At 58.7% G+C, this 14398-nt stretch carries 14 protein-coding genes; 2 read left to right on the top strand and 12 right to left on the bottom strand.

The features are described 5' to 3' along the window. Positions 1-127 precede the first annotated feature (127 nt). The 5 genes from KJS55_RS06110 to KJS55_RS06090 form a co-directional block, all read right to left on the bottom strand. Complete coding sequence (locus tag KJS55_RS06110; RefSeq protein WP_213542925.1) at positions 128-1708, bottom strand: peptide chain release factor 3; 1581 nt, start codon at positions 1706-1708, stop codon at positions 128-130. Positions 1709-1970: 262 nt separating this feature from the next. Next, positions 1971-2441: a GNAT family N-acetyltransferase gene (locus tag KJS55_RS06105; protein WP_187027904.1), complete on the bottom strand. Its 471-nt coding sequence runs from the start codon at positions 2439-2441 to the stop codon at positions 1971-1973. Between the two features lie 31 nt (positions 2442-2472). Then, positions 2473-3282 carry a metal ABC transporter permease gene (locus tag KJS55_RS06100; protein ID WP_187027905.1) on the bottom strand — a complete coding sequence of 270 codons (810 nt, stop codon included), beginning with the start codon at positions 3280-3282 and terminating at the stop codon, positions 2473-2475. Continuing rightward, the gene (locus tag KJS55_RS06095) at positions 3279-3992 is read right to left on the bottom strand and encodes a metal ABC transporter ATP-binding protein (RefSeq protein WP_187027906.1); all 714 of its coding nucleotides are present in this window, start codon (positions 3990-3992) and stop codon (positions 3279-3281) included. The genes KJS55_RS06100 and KJS55_RS06095 overlap by 4 nt, the downstream gene beginning before the upstream one ends. Further along, the gene (locus KJS55_RS06090) at positions 3979-4392 is read right to left on the bottom strand and encodes a Fur family transcriptional regulator (protein WP_187027907.1); all 414 of its coding nucleotides are present in this window, start codon (positions 4390-4392) and stop codon (positions 3979-3981) included. Before KJS55_RS06090 ends, KJS55_RS06095 begins: the two co-directional genes overlap by 14 nt. 166 nt (positions 4393-4558) lie before the next feature. Between KJS55_RS06090 and KJS55_RS06085 the strand changes: the two genes are divergently transcribed. Further along, the gene (locus KJS55_RS06085) at positions 4559-5476 is read left to right on the top strand and encodes a nucleotidyltransferase family protein (RefSeq protein ID WP_213542924.1); all 918 of its coding nucleotides are present in this window, start codon (positions 4559-4561) and stop codon (positions 5474-5476) included. Positions 5477-5625: 149 nt separating this feature from the next. Continuing rightward, complete coding sequence (locus KJS55_RS06080) at positions 5626-6510, top strand: GDSL-type esterase/lipase family protein (protein ID WP_213542923.1); 885 nt, start codon at positions 5626-5628, stop codon at positions 6508-6510. Positions 6511-6550: 40 nt separating this feature from the next. Here KJS55_RS06080 and KJS55_RS06075 read toward each other — a convergent pair whose 3' ends face one another. From KJS55_RS06075 to ftsH, 7 genes are all read right to left on the bottom strand, one after another. After that, the gene (locus KJS55_RS06075) at positions 6551-6967 is read right to left on the bottom strand and encodes a hypothetical protein (protein ID WP_213542922.1); all 417 of its coding nucleotides are present in this window, start codon (positions 6965-6967) and stop codon (positions 6551-6553) included. A 10-nt stretch (positions 6968-6977) separates the two neighbouring features. Continuing rightward, positions 6978-8492, bottom strand: coding sequence for a DUF4153 domain-containing protein (locus tag KJS55_RS06070; protein WP_213542921.1), 1515 nt, complete (start codon positions 8490-8492; stop codon positions 6978-6980). A 167-nt stretch (positions 8493-8659) separates the two neighbouring features. Next, positions 8660-8875 carry a helix-turn-helix domain-containing protein gene (locus KJS55_RS06065; RefSeq protein ID WP_187027912.1) on the bottom strand — a complete coding sequence of 72 codons (216 nt, stop codon included), beginning with the start codon at positions 8873-8875 and terminating at the stop codon, positions 8660-8662. Positions 8876-8884: 9 nt separating this feature from the next. After that, positions 8885-9481, bottom strand: a complete 597-nt coding sequence (locus tag KJS55_RS06060) for a DUF2975 domain-containing protein (RefSeq protein ID WP_213542920.1) — start codon at positions 9479-9481, stop codon at positions 8885-8887. 534 nt (positions 9482-10015) lie between these two features. After that, entirely contained in the window at positions 10016-11305 is a 1290-nt protein-coding gene (locus KJS55_RS06055) for a helix-turn-helix domain-containing protein (protein ID WP_213542919.1), read from the bottom strand. Between the two features lie 124 nt (positions 11306-11429). Beyond that, positions 11430-11951 carry a GNAT family N-acetyltransferase gene (locus KJS55_RS06050; RefSeq protein ID WP_187027915.1) on the bottom strand — a complete coding sequence of 174 codons (522 nt, stop codon included), beginning with the start codon at positions 11949-11951 and terminating at the stop codon, positions 11430-11432. A gap of 49 nt (positions 11952-12000) precedes the next feature. Beyond that, positions 12001-14199: an ATP-dependent zinc metalloprotease FtsH gene (gene ftsH, locus KJS55_RS06045; protein ID WP_187027916.1), complete on the bottom strand. Its 2199-nt coding sequence runs from the start codon at positions 14197-14199 to the stop codon at positions 12001-12003. Positions 14200-14398 lie beyond the last annotated feature (199 nt).

The raw sequence follows: 14398 nt of genomic DNA, 5'->3' as shown, positions 1-14398 counted from the left end.
CTACACCTAGTACTATGTAATGTCAAGTACTAAAAATAAAATAATACCGCAATGCCGCTTGAAAAAGACAAGCCGCCTTCCCGGCCAGGGGAAGGCGGCGTCTCAAAGACAGAACCTTTTGATACAATTAGACAGAGAGCGAGTCAGCCAGCTCCAGACCTGGGTTGTGTTTGGTGAGAAAGCCCACAGACCACTCGCCGCCAAAGGCCACCAGCAGACGGCTCCGGAAATCCTCCAAAATGGCGGAGCCGGTACATAAAACCAGATCCTCCGGCTTGCAGGGGCAGGCGGTGATGAGCCGCAGGTGGTCGTAAGGCAGACCCGTCATATAGAGGTCCACACCGTACTCATTCTTCATCCGGTACTCAAAGACGTCGAATTGCAGCGTGCCCACCACACCGACAATCACTTCCTCCAATCCGGCGCCGGGGACCTTGAAGATCTGGATGGCGCCCTCCTGGGCGATTTGTTCCGTGCCCTTGATAAATTGTTTGCGCTTCATGGTGTCCTTGGGAGCGACCCGCATAAAGTGCTCCGGCTCAAAGGTAGGAATGCCGGAGTAGCGGAACTTCTTCCCCGGCACGGTGATGGTGTCCCCGATGGCGAAGAGGCCCGGGTCGAACACGCCGATGATGTCCCCGGCGTAGGCCTCCTCCACGATCTCCCGCTCTGCGGCCATCATCTGCTGAGGTTGGCTCAGCCGCAGCTTTTTTCCGCTCTGGACGTGGAAGTACTCCGTCTCCCGCTGAAACTTGCCGGAACAGATGCGCATGAAGGCCAGCCGGTCCCGGTGAGCCTTGTTCATGTTGGCCTGAATTTTAAAGACAAAGGCGGAGAAGTCCGGAGAGAACACGTCTACCTCCCCCTGATCGCTGATGCGGGGCAGGGGGGCGGTGGTCATCCGGAGGAATTCCTCCAAAAAGGGCTCCACGCCGAAGTTCGTGAGGGCGCTGCCAAAGAACACCGGGGAGAGGGTGCCGCTTCGAACGGCCTCCAGGTCAAACTCCCGGCCGGCCCCCAGGAGCTCCACCTCCTCCCGCAGGGCAGCAGCCTTGCTGGCACCGATCAGCTCCTCCAGCGCCGGGTCCTCCAGTGCCACCTCCGTGACAGAGGCCTTCCGGCCCCGGCCCTCCGCCTCAAAAAAAAGAATGCGGCCCTTTTCCCGGTCATAGACGCCCTGGAACTCCTTGCCGCAGCCGATGGGCCAATTGACGGCATAGGTGTCGATACCCAGCTCCCTCTCCACCTCCTCGCACAGCTCCAGCGGGTCCCGGGTCTCCCGGTCCATCTTGTTGATGAAGGTGAAGATGGGGATGTGGCGCAGGGCGCAGACCTTGAAGAGCTTGCGGGTCTGGGGCTCCACACCCTTGGCACCGTCAATCACCATCACCGCGCTGTCCGCCGCCATAAGGGTGCGATAGGTGTCCTCGGAAAAGTCCTGGTGGCCGGGAGTGTCCAGAATGTTGATGCAGAAGCCCCCATGCTGGAACTGCATGACGGAGGAGGTGACAGAGATGCCGCGCTGTTTTTCAATTTCCATCCAGTCGGAGGTGGCGGCCTTGGCCCGCTTGCCCTTGACCTCACCGGCCTGGGCGATGGCTCCGCCGTAGAGCAGAAATTTTTCCGTCAGGGTGGTCTTGCCGGCGTCGGGATGGGAGATGATGGCGAAGGTCCGCCGCCGGGAAATTTCTTCTTGCAAGGTAGACATGGAATGCCCTCCAAATGAATCAAAATGCGGGCCATCATCGACCCTCGCGCTGAGTGGCGCGTCCAAGTGTTTTGAAAAAGCCTTGGCGAAAGGGCAAGGTATTTGCCCTGAAGCAGCATGAAATCAGGATTCCGACCAAAGCGTACGTTTTGGCCGGACCATCATGGCGAAAGTCCGCCGCTGAAAAAGTTCTTCTGGCCGTGCAGAAGGATTCGCCCTGATTTCAGAGATACAACTTGGATAATTTATCACAAACCATCTGTCATTGCAAGGGGGAAGCGGTGGTGCGGCGATAGAGACGCAGCCAGGACGGGGAATTCTCCTCCTGTGCGAGACAGAAAAATTCCCAGCCATAGCGCTCATAGAACGCGGTGTGCTCTGTGACGAGATAGAGCGTCTCCACGCCAAGCGCGGCAACATCCTCGCAGATGAGGTTCAAAAGTCTGCCAGCCAGCCCCCGGTTCCGCCAGGGCTCCTCTACATAAAGGGCGCAGACATTGGGGGAGAGGTCCTTTCGGAGGTGGAAATCATGTTCAATCACCCCGGCACCAGCGATGATCCGGTCTCCCTCTAGCAGTACATACCATTGGGGAATCGGGGCGCCGCCCCGGAGACAGGCCTGGATGCTTTGCAAATAGGCCTCCCGGGGGACGCCCCACTTGCTGTGAAACCAGCTCGCGGCCTGCTCCGCCAGAGCGGGGTGGTCCCGCAGTTTCATGACCGGGTGATCCATACACGTCATCCTTTCCATCAAAAGCATTCCCTCAGCGCCGCAGCAGGCGGAGGACACAGGCCGCGAGAAACAGCGCCAAATTCGCCGCCACCACCGTGGCGCCCACAGGAGTGGAGTAGACGAAGGAGATGGTGAGACCTGCGCAGAAGCACACCACGGACGTGACAGCGGCGGAGAGAATCACGCCCCGAAAACTGCGGAAGAGCCGCATGGCGGTCAGGGCTGGAAAGATGATGAGGGACGAGATCAGCATCGCGCCCATCATCCGCATGCCCAGCACAATGGTGAGAGCTGTCAAAATCGCCAGCAGCGTATTGTAGCGACCCACCCGCAGCCCGGTGGCCCGGGAGAAATTCTCATCAAAGGTGATGGCGAAAATCCGGTGATAGAAGAGGACAAACAGCGCCAGCACCGCCGCGCACAGCGCCGCCGAGAGCGCCACGTCTCCCCAGCTCATAGCCAGGACGCTGCCGAACATATAGCTATCCACATCCGTCGTCATGCCGGAGGTCCGGGAGATCACCAGGATGCCGATGGCAAGGGAGGCAGCGCTCATGGCGGCGATGGCGGCGTCGTTGTTGCGATGGGGGTTGTCCGCGGCCCGCAGCAGAAAAAAGGCCGCGAGGATCACCACGGGGATGGAGAAGTACAGCGGTGTCACTCCTAAGGCCACGGCAATTGCCAGCGCGCCGAAGGACACGTGGGAGAGACCGTCTCCGATCATGGAGTACCGTTTGAGAACTAGGGATACGCCCAGCAGCGCGGCGCACAGACTCACCAGAACACCGGCAATCAGCGCCCGCTGCATGAAGGGCCAAGAGAACATCTCCAAAAGATTCATGGGCCCACCTCCCGGAAGCGTCGCCCCTGAGGGGAGGCGAGATAGTCAGCCACTGGGCCTAGGAATGTCCCCCGCTGACCGATGTGAAGCACCGACCGGGCGCTGCGCAGGGCTGGTCCCAGATCGTGTGTCACCATGACAATGGCCATGCCCTCCTTGGTGTTGAGATAGGAAAGGGTTTTGTAGAGGTCCTGGGCGGCGGCTGGGTCCAGGCCCGTGATGGGCTCGTCCAGGATCAGCAGCCGCCCGGCGGCGCACAGTGCCCGGGCCAGCAATACCCGCTGCTGCTGCCCGCCGGAGAGCTCCCGGTAGCTCTTGTCCTTCCACTCAAGAACACCTAGCTTTCCCAGGTTCATCAGGGCCTGAGACTTCTGGGCGCGGGTATAGAAAAAGCGGGAGCCCTTCTGGTTGAGGCACCCTGAGAGAGCCACCTCCAGCACGGTGGCGGGAAAGTCCCGCTGGGCCCGGGTCTGCTGGGGAAGATAGCCCACGGCTCCTCGCTCCAGCTCCGGTGCCCGCAGAATTTCCCCGGACTGGGGTGCAAGCAGCCCCAAAAGCCCCCGCAGCAGGGTGGACTTTCCAGAGCCGTTATCGCCCACAATGCAGAGGTAATCACCGTCCCGGATGGTGAGGTTCAGATGGGAGAGCACAGTCTGCCCCTCATAGCCCAGGGAGACGTCCCGGCAGACAATCAGTTCATGGGGTTCCATAGGCATCCTCCTGTGCGCAGTGCTGGCACCGCCCCGTCAGAATGGTCCGGCGGGGGTCCATGCAAAAGTGGTGGGCTGTCTCCAGGTGGCGGCAGAGAGCTTCCATCTGGATGCACTCTAAATGCGTAATACGGCCGCAGGCTTCACATCGCAGCAAGATGCAGCCGTGGTCCGGCTGAGGGTGGGGGCAGCACTGGTACAGCGCACCCTCCTCTGTGGGGACCTTGTGAACCATGCCGGCAGCCTCCAGCTTTTCCAGCTGACGGTACACCGTGGCAAGGCCCACCGGGTGGCCCGTGTGCCGCAGGTCCTCTGTCAATTCCGCAGCGGTGAAGGCATCAGCGCCCCGGGACTGGACGCACTGGAGAACCGCCTGGTATTGCTTTGTCACATAGGGCATCAAACAGTCTCTCCTCTAAATCGAAAATGAGAATCATTTTTGTATTATACAGGGAATTGAAAAAAAGTCAACAGCGGTTGCAAAAAACAGGAAAGTGCGGTATGGTATAGACAGAAATCTTGGGTTGCGCAAGCATGCGTAAATACAAAAGCGGGAGAAGGACTACATGAGTGCTTCATTGGTGATCATGGCAGCGGGGCTGGGGTCTCGCTACGGCGGGAGCAAGCAGGTGGACGGTATTGGCCCCCATGGGGAAATCCTGATGGAGTATGCCGTTTACGACGCTTTGCAGGCAGGGTTCAACAAGGTGGTTTTTATCATCAAGCCGGAGATGGAGGCGATGATGGAGCAGCTATGCGTCGCCAAGCTGCGGCGCCAGACGGCGGAGAATGGCAGGGCTGTACAGGTGGCGTATGCCTTTCAGGATTTTTCCTCACTTCCACAATTTTACACATTGCCTCCGGAGCGGGTGAAGCCCTTTGGAACCGTACATGCGCTGCTGTGCGCGGAAGATGTGGTGCAAGAGCCTTTTTGTGTCATCAATGCGGATGATTACTACGGCGGCGGCGCCTACCGGACCATGTATAAGGCTCTGGACCGCCTGCCGGCGACTGGCAAGGCGGTGATGGTAGGATATCACCTGAAAAATACCGCTAGCCTTTATGGAACGGTCTCCCGCGGTGTATGTGAGGCAGCGGAGGGAACCCTTCGCTCCATCCGGGAGACGAAGCAAATACAGCTGTATGCAGACGGAAGCCTGCGGGACCTGGCCACAGGCCAGGCGCTGGCGCCGGACACGCTGGTATCCATGAATTTCTGGGGTTTTTCCCCCTCTATTTTTCACGCGGCCAGGACATACTTTAAAGCATTCCTTCACAGTCCGGCCGGTGCGGATTTGAAGGCTGAGTGTCTGCTGCCGGTGATGGTGGGGGATCTTCTGGGGCGGGGAGCGCTGGAGGTGAATGTGCTGCCATCCTATGACCGGTGGTTTGGCATGACGTACCGCCAGGACCGGGAGACCGTGGCGGAGGAGCTGCGGCAGCTGCACGCGCAGGGAGTTTATCCGGGGAAGCTTTGGAACTGACAGGGGTGGTGTAACTTTCTGAGAATAAAAAGATAGTATGAGGCAAATCTGATAATTTTTGTTACCAAATTTCAACGAATTGTTTCGACTTTTTTCGACCTCCATCGTCTATAATAGTAGATAAGAAACGAACGGGGGTTTCAAAGCGCGTGGTTGGGAAGCGAGTCAAGAAAAAACCGAAAACAGGATGGAAGCTGCTGGGCACACTGCTGGCTGCCTGCGGGACGTTGCTGCTGATGATGGGCGGCCCGCAGGGTGTGGCGGTTGATTCACCGCAAGAGGCACCTATGGAGTTCGTTGAGCATTCTGCCGCCGCAGAGAAGCCGGACGAGGCACCGCAGGAGCGGCCCGCCGGCCAACCAAAGGCTGAACAGGAGCCCTCGGTGATTGAGGCCCTTCCTCCGGCTGGGGATGCTTCCATAGCGGCGGAGCGTGAGCCGGTGGAAGATACTTATTTCGATGACGCGGTATTTCTGGGGGATTCCCGTACAGAGGGCTTTCACCTATACAGCGGCCTCAAGACCGGCACATACCTCTACGCCACCGGCGCTACAGTGGAGTCGGTATTCAGCAAGTCGGTATCCACGCCTTTGGGACGGATGCCGTTGCTGGACGCATTGGAAAAAACCGCATGCGGCAAGATCTATGTGATGCTGGGCGTCAATGAGCTGGGCTGGAACGGGACCGATACCTTCCGCAATCAGAGTGCAAAGCTGATAGAACGGCTGCAGGCCGATCATCCGGAGACGCAGATCGTTCTCCAGTCCATTCTGCCGATCAGCGCCCGGCAAGAAGAAAAAGGCACCTATGTAAACAATGAGCGGATTGCAGTGTATAACCAAGTGCTGCAGGAGTTGGCAGAGACCTATGGTGTGACTTATCTCAATGTGGCAGAGGCAGTTGCGGATGAGGACGGTTTTTTGCGGGCAGACTGGAATTTTGACGGTGTACACCTGAATCAGGAGGGGTGCCAGGCATGGCTTGCATACCTGCGGACCCATCCGGTGGAGGAAATGGCGGAGTCCATTTCATAGCGAACGGAAGAACCCGGCCGCCCAAAGGGTGGCCGGGTTCTTATGTTGGCGCGGAAAAGAGAAACCAGCGGGGAGCAAGCCGGCGGGTTTCCCCGCTGCCGCGTCCGTCCCGCCACCGCCACCCGTCAGGAGTTTCCTCCAACGGAAGAGCAGCGTTTTGAAAGGCCAGCGGCACATTGTCGGGAGAGTAGTAGAAACCATAGAGCCGGCCGCTCTGCTCTATGAACACGTATTCCACCATGGAATGCTGGCCGGGCCAATCATTCACATAGAGAAAGCTTCCGTCATAGGAGAGGTTCTTGCCCTGGAGGAAACAGGCGTCCATATCAGCTTGGAGCTCCGTCTGATGGCGGATTACATACCAGGCCGCACGCCACTCCGGTGTGGGCCAGATGGCGCCTGTCAGAAGTAGGGCAAGAAAGAGTCCGGCCAGATGTCTGGGAACAGGGCTATTCATGGCGAGCTCCCTAGCCAGAGAGCGCGGCGAGGCAGGCAGAGAGGGACCAGGTGTGCCAGTCGCCGCACTCCCTCCGTGCCTCCTTCCTGCGCTGAGAGAGGAGGGCGCTCAGGTGTCGCTGGCCACCGGTGCTCCGGTCGTAGCAGATCAAATTGCCATCCAGCCGCTCCAGCTGCGTGAGCGTATCATAGGAGAGGTCGTACAGCAGATACTCCACATCAATGGAGGCGGCCCCAGCCTCTAAGCGGTCCACCTGATTTTTTGCCACCAGGAAATCCACAGGGACACAGTTGATCACCAGCCAGCCCGCGAGGGCTAACGGAAAGGCCACGCGGCAGAAGGCGCGCTCTGGTTGGCGGATTTTCCACAGTGCCGCCAGAAAAAAGAGCGCCATCATCGCCATGCCCCAGTAGGTTAAGCAGCGTTTGAAGGAAAGGCCGTAGGCGGTAACATACAGGGTCATCCGCCAGGCGGCGGAGCCAAGTAGCACCAGACTCTCTGCGACCAGAAGCGCCGAGAGGACCCGCAGGAGGCTCCAGGTCCGCCCCTCTCGCCGGGAAAGGGTGAGCCCCGCCATCATAACGACCAGATTGACGATTGTCACACCCACCATCTGGAAAAAGCCGCTGCGGGCCCACTGGGCATAGCTGATGTTCCGTCGGGCCAAGTATTCCGGTCCGCCAAAGAGACCGGCGGACTGCACCGCCAGGAACAGCGCGTACAGCAGAACCAGCGCCGAGAGGACCAGGGTGAAGGACAGCGGCTCCGCAGAGGGGGCGCGGTCCTTTCTTTTCGGCGGCACAGGGTGGCGGAGGCTGTATAAGAAGCCAAAGAGAAAGGGAGTCAATACCAGGCCAACCATCAGCTTCCACAAGGCGGTGGAGAGGCGGATCTGAAACAGAGACCGCAGATGGGCGGTGGCTGCGGCAAACAGCGCATCCGCGGAGCTGAGAACCGGCAGCAGGATGGCCACCAAAATCACCGAGCCAGCCAGCCCCAGGACCAAGGAGGCGGTATGGCGCCCGCTCCGCTGGGACCTTCCGGCGGAGATAGCAGCGAAGGATGCTCCCAGATTCCCGAACAGCCCCCATAGCAGCAGACAAAAACGTTCCCACAGCATCGCCGGCCGCCACCAGGGGAGCTGCGGCGCACCGGAGAGGGCCAGGGCATGGACTGGCAGCAGCACCAGCAGCGCAAGACCGTTCCACAGCCGGAACATCCAGCTGGAGCTGAGTGCCAGAGTGAGAGCCAAAAAGAGATTGAACAGCAGCAGTACGCGGTTTGAGCGGACGGTCAGCGGTGCGGCCCCCAGGAAGGAAAACACCAGAAGATACCAGACAAAGACAGCAGCCGTCATGCCGGCGGTGGGGCCGTACCAGAGGAAAGTGTCCGCCAGAAGAACACAGAACGCAGCGGTGAATAATAGAAAGAAGCGATCGCGCGGGGCGGCTTCATAGGGCTTGTGCAAATTTTGGGCAGGCTTCGCCTGGCCCTCCGGCGGGAGGGCGTTTTTCATAGGTTCCATGGTAATTCTCCTATCTGTACTGTCCGCGTTAGAGGGACAGCCATGTTTCTGTGTATGGGACTATCGGGCGGCCCAGCTGCCGGGGGCAAAAAGCACCAGCAGAATCAGGGTCAGCAGAAAGAGGAGGAAGAGCAGCCACAAAGCGGCCAGCAGACCCTTCAGAAATCTCATGGCTCCTCGGCCTCCGGAACAAATTCCAGAATATCCCCCGGCTGACAGTCCAGGGCCGCGCAGATGGCTTCCAGGGTGGAGAAACGGACAGCCTTGGCCTTGTTATTTTTCAGGATGGAGAGATTGGCCAGAGTAATATCCACCTTCTCTGAGAGCTGAGAGAGGGTCATTTTGCGGCGCGCCATCATGACATCCAAGTTGACGACAATCATGGCGCCACCTCAAATGGTCAGGTCGTTTTCCGCCTTCATCTCCGCAGCCTGGCGGAAGAGGGCGGACATCACCAGGCAGAGGAGCCCTGCCATGGCAAAGATCGGGACGAAGAGGGCGTTGTAAGTGAAAAGTGGGGCCAGGGAGCGGAAGAACCACAGATTGAACGCGACCCGCGCCAGTGCTGCCAGGGCAATGGTGAAGGAACAGATGGCGGCTCGCCGCAGACTGTGGGCATTTTCCATAGAAAAGGGTTCGCCCCGGAGAATTGTCTGTAAGACCCGCCGCCCCTGCCAGAGGATCACAGCGGTGCAGATGCCGGAGACCACCAGAAACAGCGTCAGCGACAGGCTGGCAGTATCCTGCCAGAACCAGAACCAGGCTAGAAAACTGGCGGCGGCACCGGCCGCTATAATATCGTCCTCGCCTGGGTGAAAAATATCGCCCAGATATTCCGCCACCCCGGCCAGAAGGCCGTGGCTCCCAGATGCCTCCATAGATACCACAGCCACCGGGACCAGATATAAGATCACAAGGTTGCAGATCAGTGCAATCAGCACCAGTGCGTGCAGAACCCGGGCAATTTTTTGAATGGACATTGCCTTCATAGGCATCTCCCCCTAGATCTGTATCATGAATTCAGCATGCAGGGTACAGGAGACCGTCATGAGAGCCAGCGGTGCGGAGACAGGTACCCTGCCTCAAAGAACTCGGGACGAATATCGCTAGCGGCGCAGATGAAAAAATACAGGTAAACGGCATGGCAGTTACTCCCTTTTGAACTACATTGTAACAGGAGTGTTATTGATTGTCAATGATTATTTATCGAAAAACAATAAATTTAAAGTAGACATACCCTAACAACCCACTGATGGTCCACGAAAGGGAGACGGAAAGGTAAGAAGAGAAAAAACAGAGACGGCGGCAGCCCCTGGGGGCTGCCGCCGTCTCTGTTTGATATAGAGAAAGGAGAGGGAAATTGGCTATGTTCATCAAGCTGTCCTGCTTGATGACTCTATCATAATCGCGGGCGGCAAAAAAGTCAACAGGTGGAAGGGAAGCTTCACAATTTGTTTACAAGCAACCGGTTTCCGCCTTCTTTTGTTCATAAAATGTTCAAAAAACTGCAAAAATAGTCAAAATCAGGACAGGCGCCATTGGTCTGGTGCTGTCCAGAGCATTCCGGAATCAGCGGGGGCACTGTGGGCGATCACAGAGTTCTGGGTATCCACGGTAAAGGAGTCTTCGCTGTATATCATGGCGCGGCCGTACTGGTCTGTCACCAGGGCCGCGATGGAGAACATGTCCCCCGGCGCTGCAGTCACGGGAGCCTCCGGCAGACGATAGAACTGGAAATCCCCCTCCTCATAGCCTCGGAAGCCGTCTGGAATTTCACAGGGCTCTGCCCAGGCGACCAAAGCATGGTTTCGGAAAAGTCCCACCTGGACCTCCTCCGCCGACGCGGAGGGAAAGTGGTCGCCATAGGCCCCAAAGTACTGGCCGGGCAGCTTCTCCAGACTCACATAGGCCTCCTGCGGAGTAAAGCCGTCCGCCGTGATCCGCAGCTTTTCGGGAAAGCTGTTGAGCCTCAGACTAGGGAGACTTGCGGTATACAGGCCATCATAGCGCTCCAACAGCTGGGTCTGGCGGGTGCCGTCCGGGGCAATGAGTGTTATGGAAAGATCAATCTCATCGGTCAGCGTGCAGGCAATGGAGTCCGCGGAAAACGCCTGCGTGGAACGGCGGAAGTCCCCAGCTTGTATGGCGATGCCGCCGGTGCCATTATCCAGCACAAACTCCGCCGTCATGCCCTCTACATAGGTTTTGGGAACCGCATAGGCATCGAAGATCACAGTGCCGCCATCCCTGCTTTGCAGACTGGTATGGACGATCTCCACGCCGGAGTCAGCAAAGAGACTGTCCTGAGACTCCAAAATTTCCTCCACCCGGCGGGAAAGGGAGTCCATTTCGCGGCTGACAGCGGAGGTTACATCGTTGATGGAGGTACGCAGGCCGGCGGCTTGGCCGTCCAACTGCCGGACATCCCCGCTGATACCGGTGAGCGCGGCCAGCATCACGCCGCACAGGGCGAAGAGAATCCGGATGGACCACTTGTCCCAGGCGGATTTTTCCGGTCTTGGGCGGGCTGTGAGATAGCGGTTCACGATCTCCTCCACCATGCTCAGCTGGGTTTCCGTCAGCTCACTGCCGGTGTCCTGCAGGACCTCCGGCGTCTCCTCCACTCCCAGCAGCCACCCGACGGACACGCCGAACAGCCGGCTAAGGGCGACGAGCTTGTCAATCTCCGGCAGGGCCGCGTCGGACTCCCATTTATAAATTGCCTGCCGGCTGAGGCCAAGCCGGTCTCCCAGAGCTTCCTGAGAGAGTCCCTGTTCTTTTCTCTTCTGCGCGATGCGCTGGCCAATCGTCATTCGGCACCCCTCCTTTTGGATGGGATCAGTATAGAGCGGGCTGGGGTTTTATGCTACCAACCGGAGGGCGGCAAACTGTCAACCAGCGGTTAGCAAGCCAACAGGAACCATTCGGGGGCTTGGCTTACAGGGCCTTTTCATAGCAGTTCAGAATCTCGCGGATAACCCCCTGGAAGAAAAACTCCGCGGCCCCGGCAAAGTGGTAGCCCAGAGAGGGATATAGACGGTTGGCGGGGAGGTTATGCTCCCAGGTGTCCAGCCGCATGACGTTTTTTCCCAGGCGGCGGGCTTCCTCCTCACAGAAGGCTACCATCTGCCGGGCATAGCCACGACCGCTCTGGCCCGGATGAATGCAGAGGGTATGGATGACGCCCACCTGGTCCTCGTTTGCGCTCAGCGTCCAGGGGATCAGGGCATATTCCGGGAGCTGGATGCCGTTGAGATTCACAACGCCCCACAGCGCGCTGCCGCTCTCGCCCACATATAATGTGCCGGCTTTTAGAGCCGACCAGGCCGTGTCGGCGGTAGGATATTTCCCACGCCTCCAATTGGTGTAAACAGGACCTCCGCTTTCCTCCTGGGTAAGAATGGCGTCGTAAATTTCCAGGACCTGGGGCAGATCGGAGGGGGCTGCAAATCGAATCATAGGAATCCTCCCTTGAGAAAAAGGCGCACCATTTTGGTGCGCCTTTGGTTTATGGCTGGGCTTCCGGCGGCTCCTCGCTGTTTTCTCCGGAGTCCGGTGGGGCTTCAGGGGCCTCCTGTGGGACTTCGGCGGACTCCTCCGGCGCTTCAATCTTTTGAGAGATCATATGCACCTTCCTGGCGGCGGGCTCAATCTCGTTGGGAGCTGAGGGCCGGAAGCCGTCCTGAGAATGGGTGGAAGCGTAGGGATTTTCTACCAGCTCGGGATCGCGCCCTTCAATAATGGCCACCATCTCCGCGCCGGTAATGGTCTCCTTTTCCAGAAGATACGCCACCACTTTGTCCATGTCCGCCCGGTTCTCCCGGATGACCTCCACGGCGGACTGATAGCACTTGTCCAGAATTTCCTTCACAGCCACGTCCATCCGGGCGGCAGTCTCCTGGGCGCAGTCCATGCCATAGCCGCCGTCCAGATACTGGTTGCGGCGGGAGGCCAGGGCCATCATGCCGAATTCATCACTCATGCCAAACATGGCCACCATGTTCCTCGCCACGTTGGTGGCGTCCTGGATGTCTTGGGAGGCACCGTTGGTCATGGTGTTCATCACCACCTCCTCTGCGGCGCGACCGCCCATGGAGACGGTGATCTTAGCCATCAGCTCGTCCCGGGTCCGCAGCTCCGTCTTATCCTCCTCCGGCATCAGCAGGGTATAGCCGAGAGACCCCTGGGTGTGGGGGACGATGGTGATCTTCTGCACCGGCTCAGTGTTCTTCTGCTTATAGGCGACCATGGCGTGGCCCACCTCATGATAAGCAACCAGCTTCTTTTCAAATTCCGTCAGGACGCTGCCCTTCTTCTCCGTGCCGGCAATGACCAGCTCGAAGGCGGCCAGCAGATCCTCCTGTGTTACCAGCTTGCGGCCCTTGCGGACGGCCCGCAGGGCTGCCTCGTTCACCAGGTTGGCGAGGTCCGCGCCCACGCAGCCGGCGGTGGCCAGGGCTACCTTTTTAAGGTTTACGTCCTCCGCCAGCTTGATATTCCGAGTGTGAACCTGGAGCGTGGCGATGCGGCCCGCCAGGTTGGGCCGGTCGATAGTGATGCGCCGGTCAAAGCGGCCGGGACGAAGCAGCGCCTGATCCAGCACCTCGGGACGGTTGGTGGCGGCCAGCAGAATGACGCCCTTGGTGGGGTCGAAGCCGTCCATCTCCGCCAGAAGCTGGTTCAGGGTCTGCTCCCGCTCGTCGTTGCCGCCCATGCGGTTGTCCCGGGATTTGCCGATGGTGTCGATCTCGTCGATGAACACGATGCAGGGAGCCACCTTGCTGGCCTCCTTGAAGAGGTCCCGGACCCGCGAGGCGCCCACGCCCACGAACATCTCCACAAAGTCCGAGCCGGAGATGGAGAAAAAGGGGACGTTGGCCTCGCCGGCCACGGCCTTGGCCAGCAGCGTTTTACCGGTGCCCGGAGGGCCCACCAGCAGCGCGCCCTTGGGGAGCTTGGCACCAATATCCGTGTATTTCTGGGGGTTGTGGAGGAAATCAATGATCTCTGTCAGAGATTCCTTGGCCTCGTCCTGACCGGCCACGTCCCGGAAGGTGACGCCAGTCTGCTTTTCCATATAGACCTTGGCGTTGGCCTTGCCGACGCCGCCGATACCACCCATGCCGCCCATGCCCTTTTTGGCAAGCCAGCTCATACCCAGGGACATGACCAAAAGAATAATCAGGAAGGGCAGCATATTTACCAGCACCAGCAACAGGGGGCTCATGGGCGCCTGATAATCCTTATTAAATGTGAGGTCGGAGTCTGTTTTCAGAAAGGCGATCACCGCGTCATTACTTTCAATCTGGACGGTGAAGAGCTGCAGAGCCACCGGCTGCTGGCCATCCTCAGAGCCGACGGGGGTATAGAGGGCGACACCGTCTTCCGAGGTGCTTTTCCTGTACGAGACGCCGTCCGGGTCGGTATAAATATAGCCATCCTCGGGCGTAATGAGGAGAATGGCCTCCTCGTTGTCAAAATCCACGTGGGAGACATCGCCGCTTTCCACCATGGTTATGAACGTGCTGTATGGCACCTCTACGGAAGAGGACTGGGTGCCAGCGCTGCGCATATAGTTGTTGGCATAGCTCAATAGAATTGCCAGCACACCGGCCCAGCAGATGACCTGGATCAGGCCCTGCCAGCCGCCACCCTTTCCGCCGCCGGGCCGCCCCGGTTTTTGATTGTTTTTCTTGTTTTGGTCCATGTATGCAAAGCTCCTTTCACGGAAACCAGAGAGAATCGACCGCAGCCCACAGCCACAGACAATTGTAAAAATATGGAGAATCCAGAGGGACAAACATGCGGACAAACAGCCGCGTTGCGGGTATCATACCACAAAATTGTTTCGGCGGCAAGGCGCGGAGAGCTGCTTTTTCATGAAGTTTCTGTAAAGTTTCAAAGGC

The organism is Pusillibacter faecalis, assembly GCF_018408705.1.
Classification (GTDB): domain Bacteria; phylum Bacillota; class Clostridia; order Oscillospirales; family Oscillospiraceae; genus Oscillibacter; species Oscillibacter faecalis.
The sequence above is the reverse complement of the archived record's forward strand: the minus strand, read 5'-3'. Positions and strand labels throughout refer to the sequence as shown.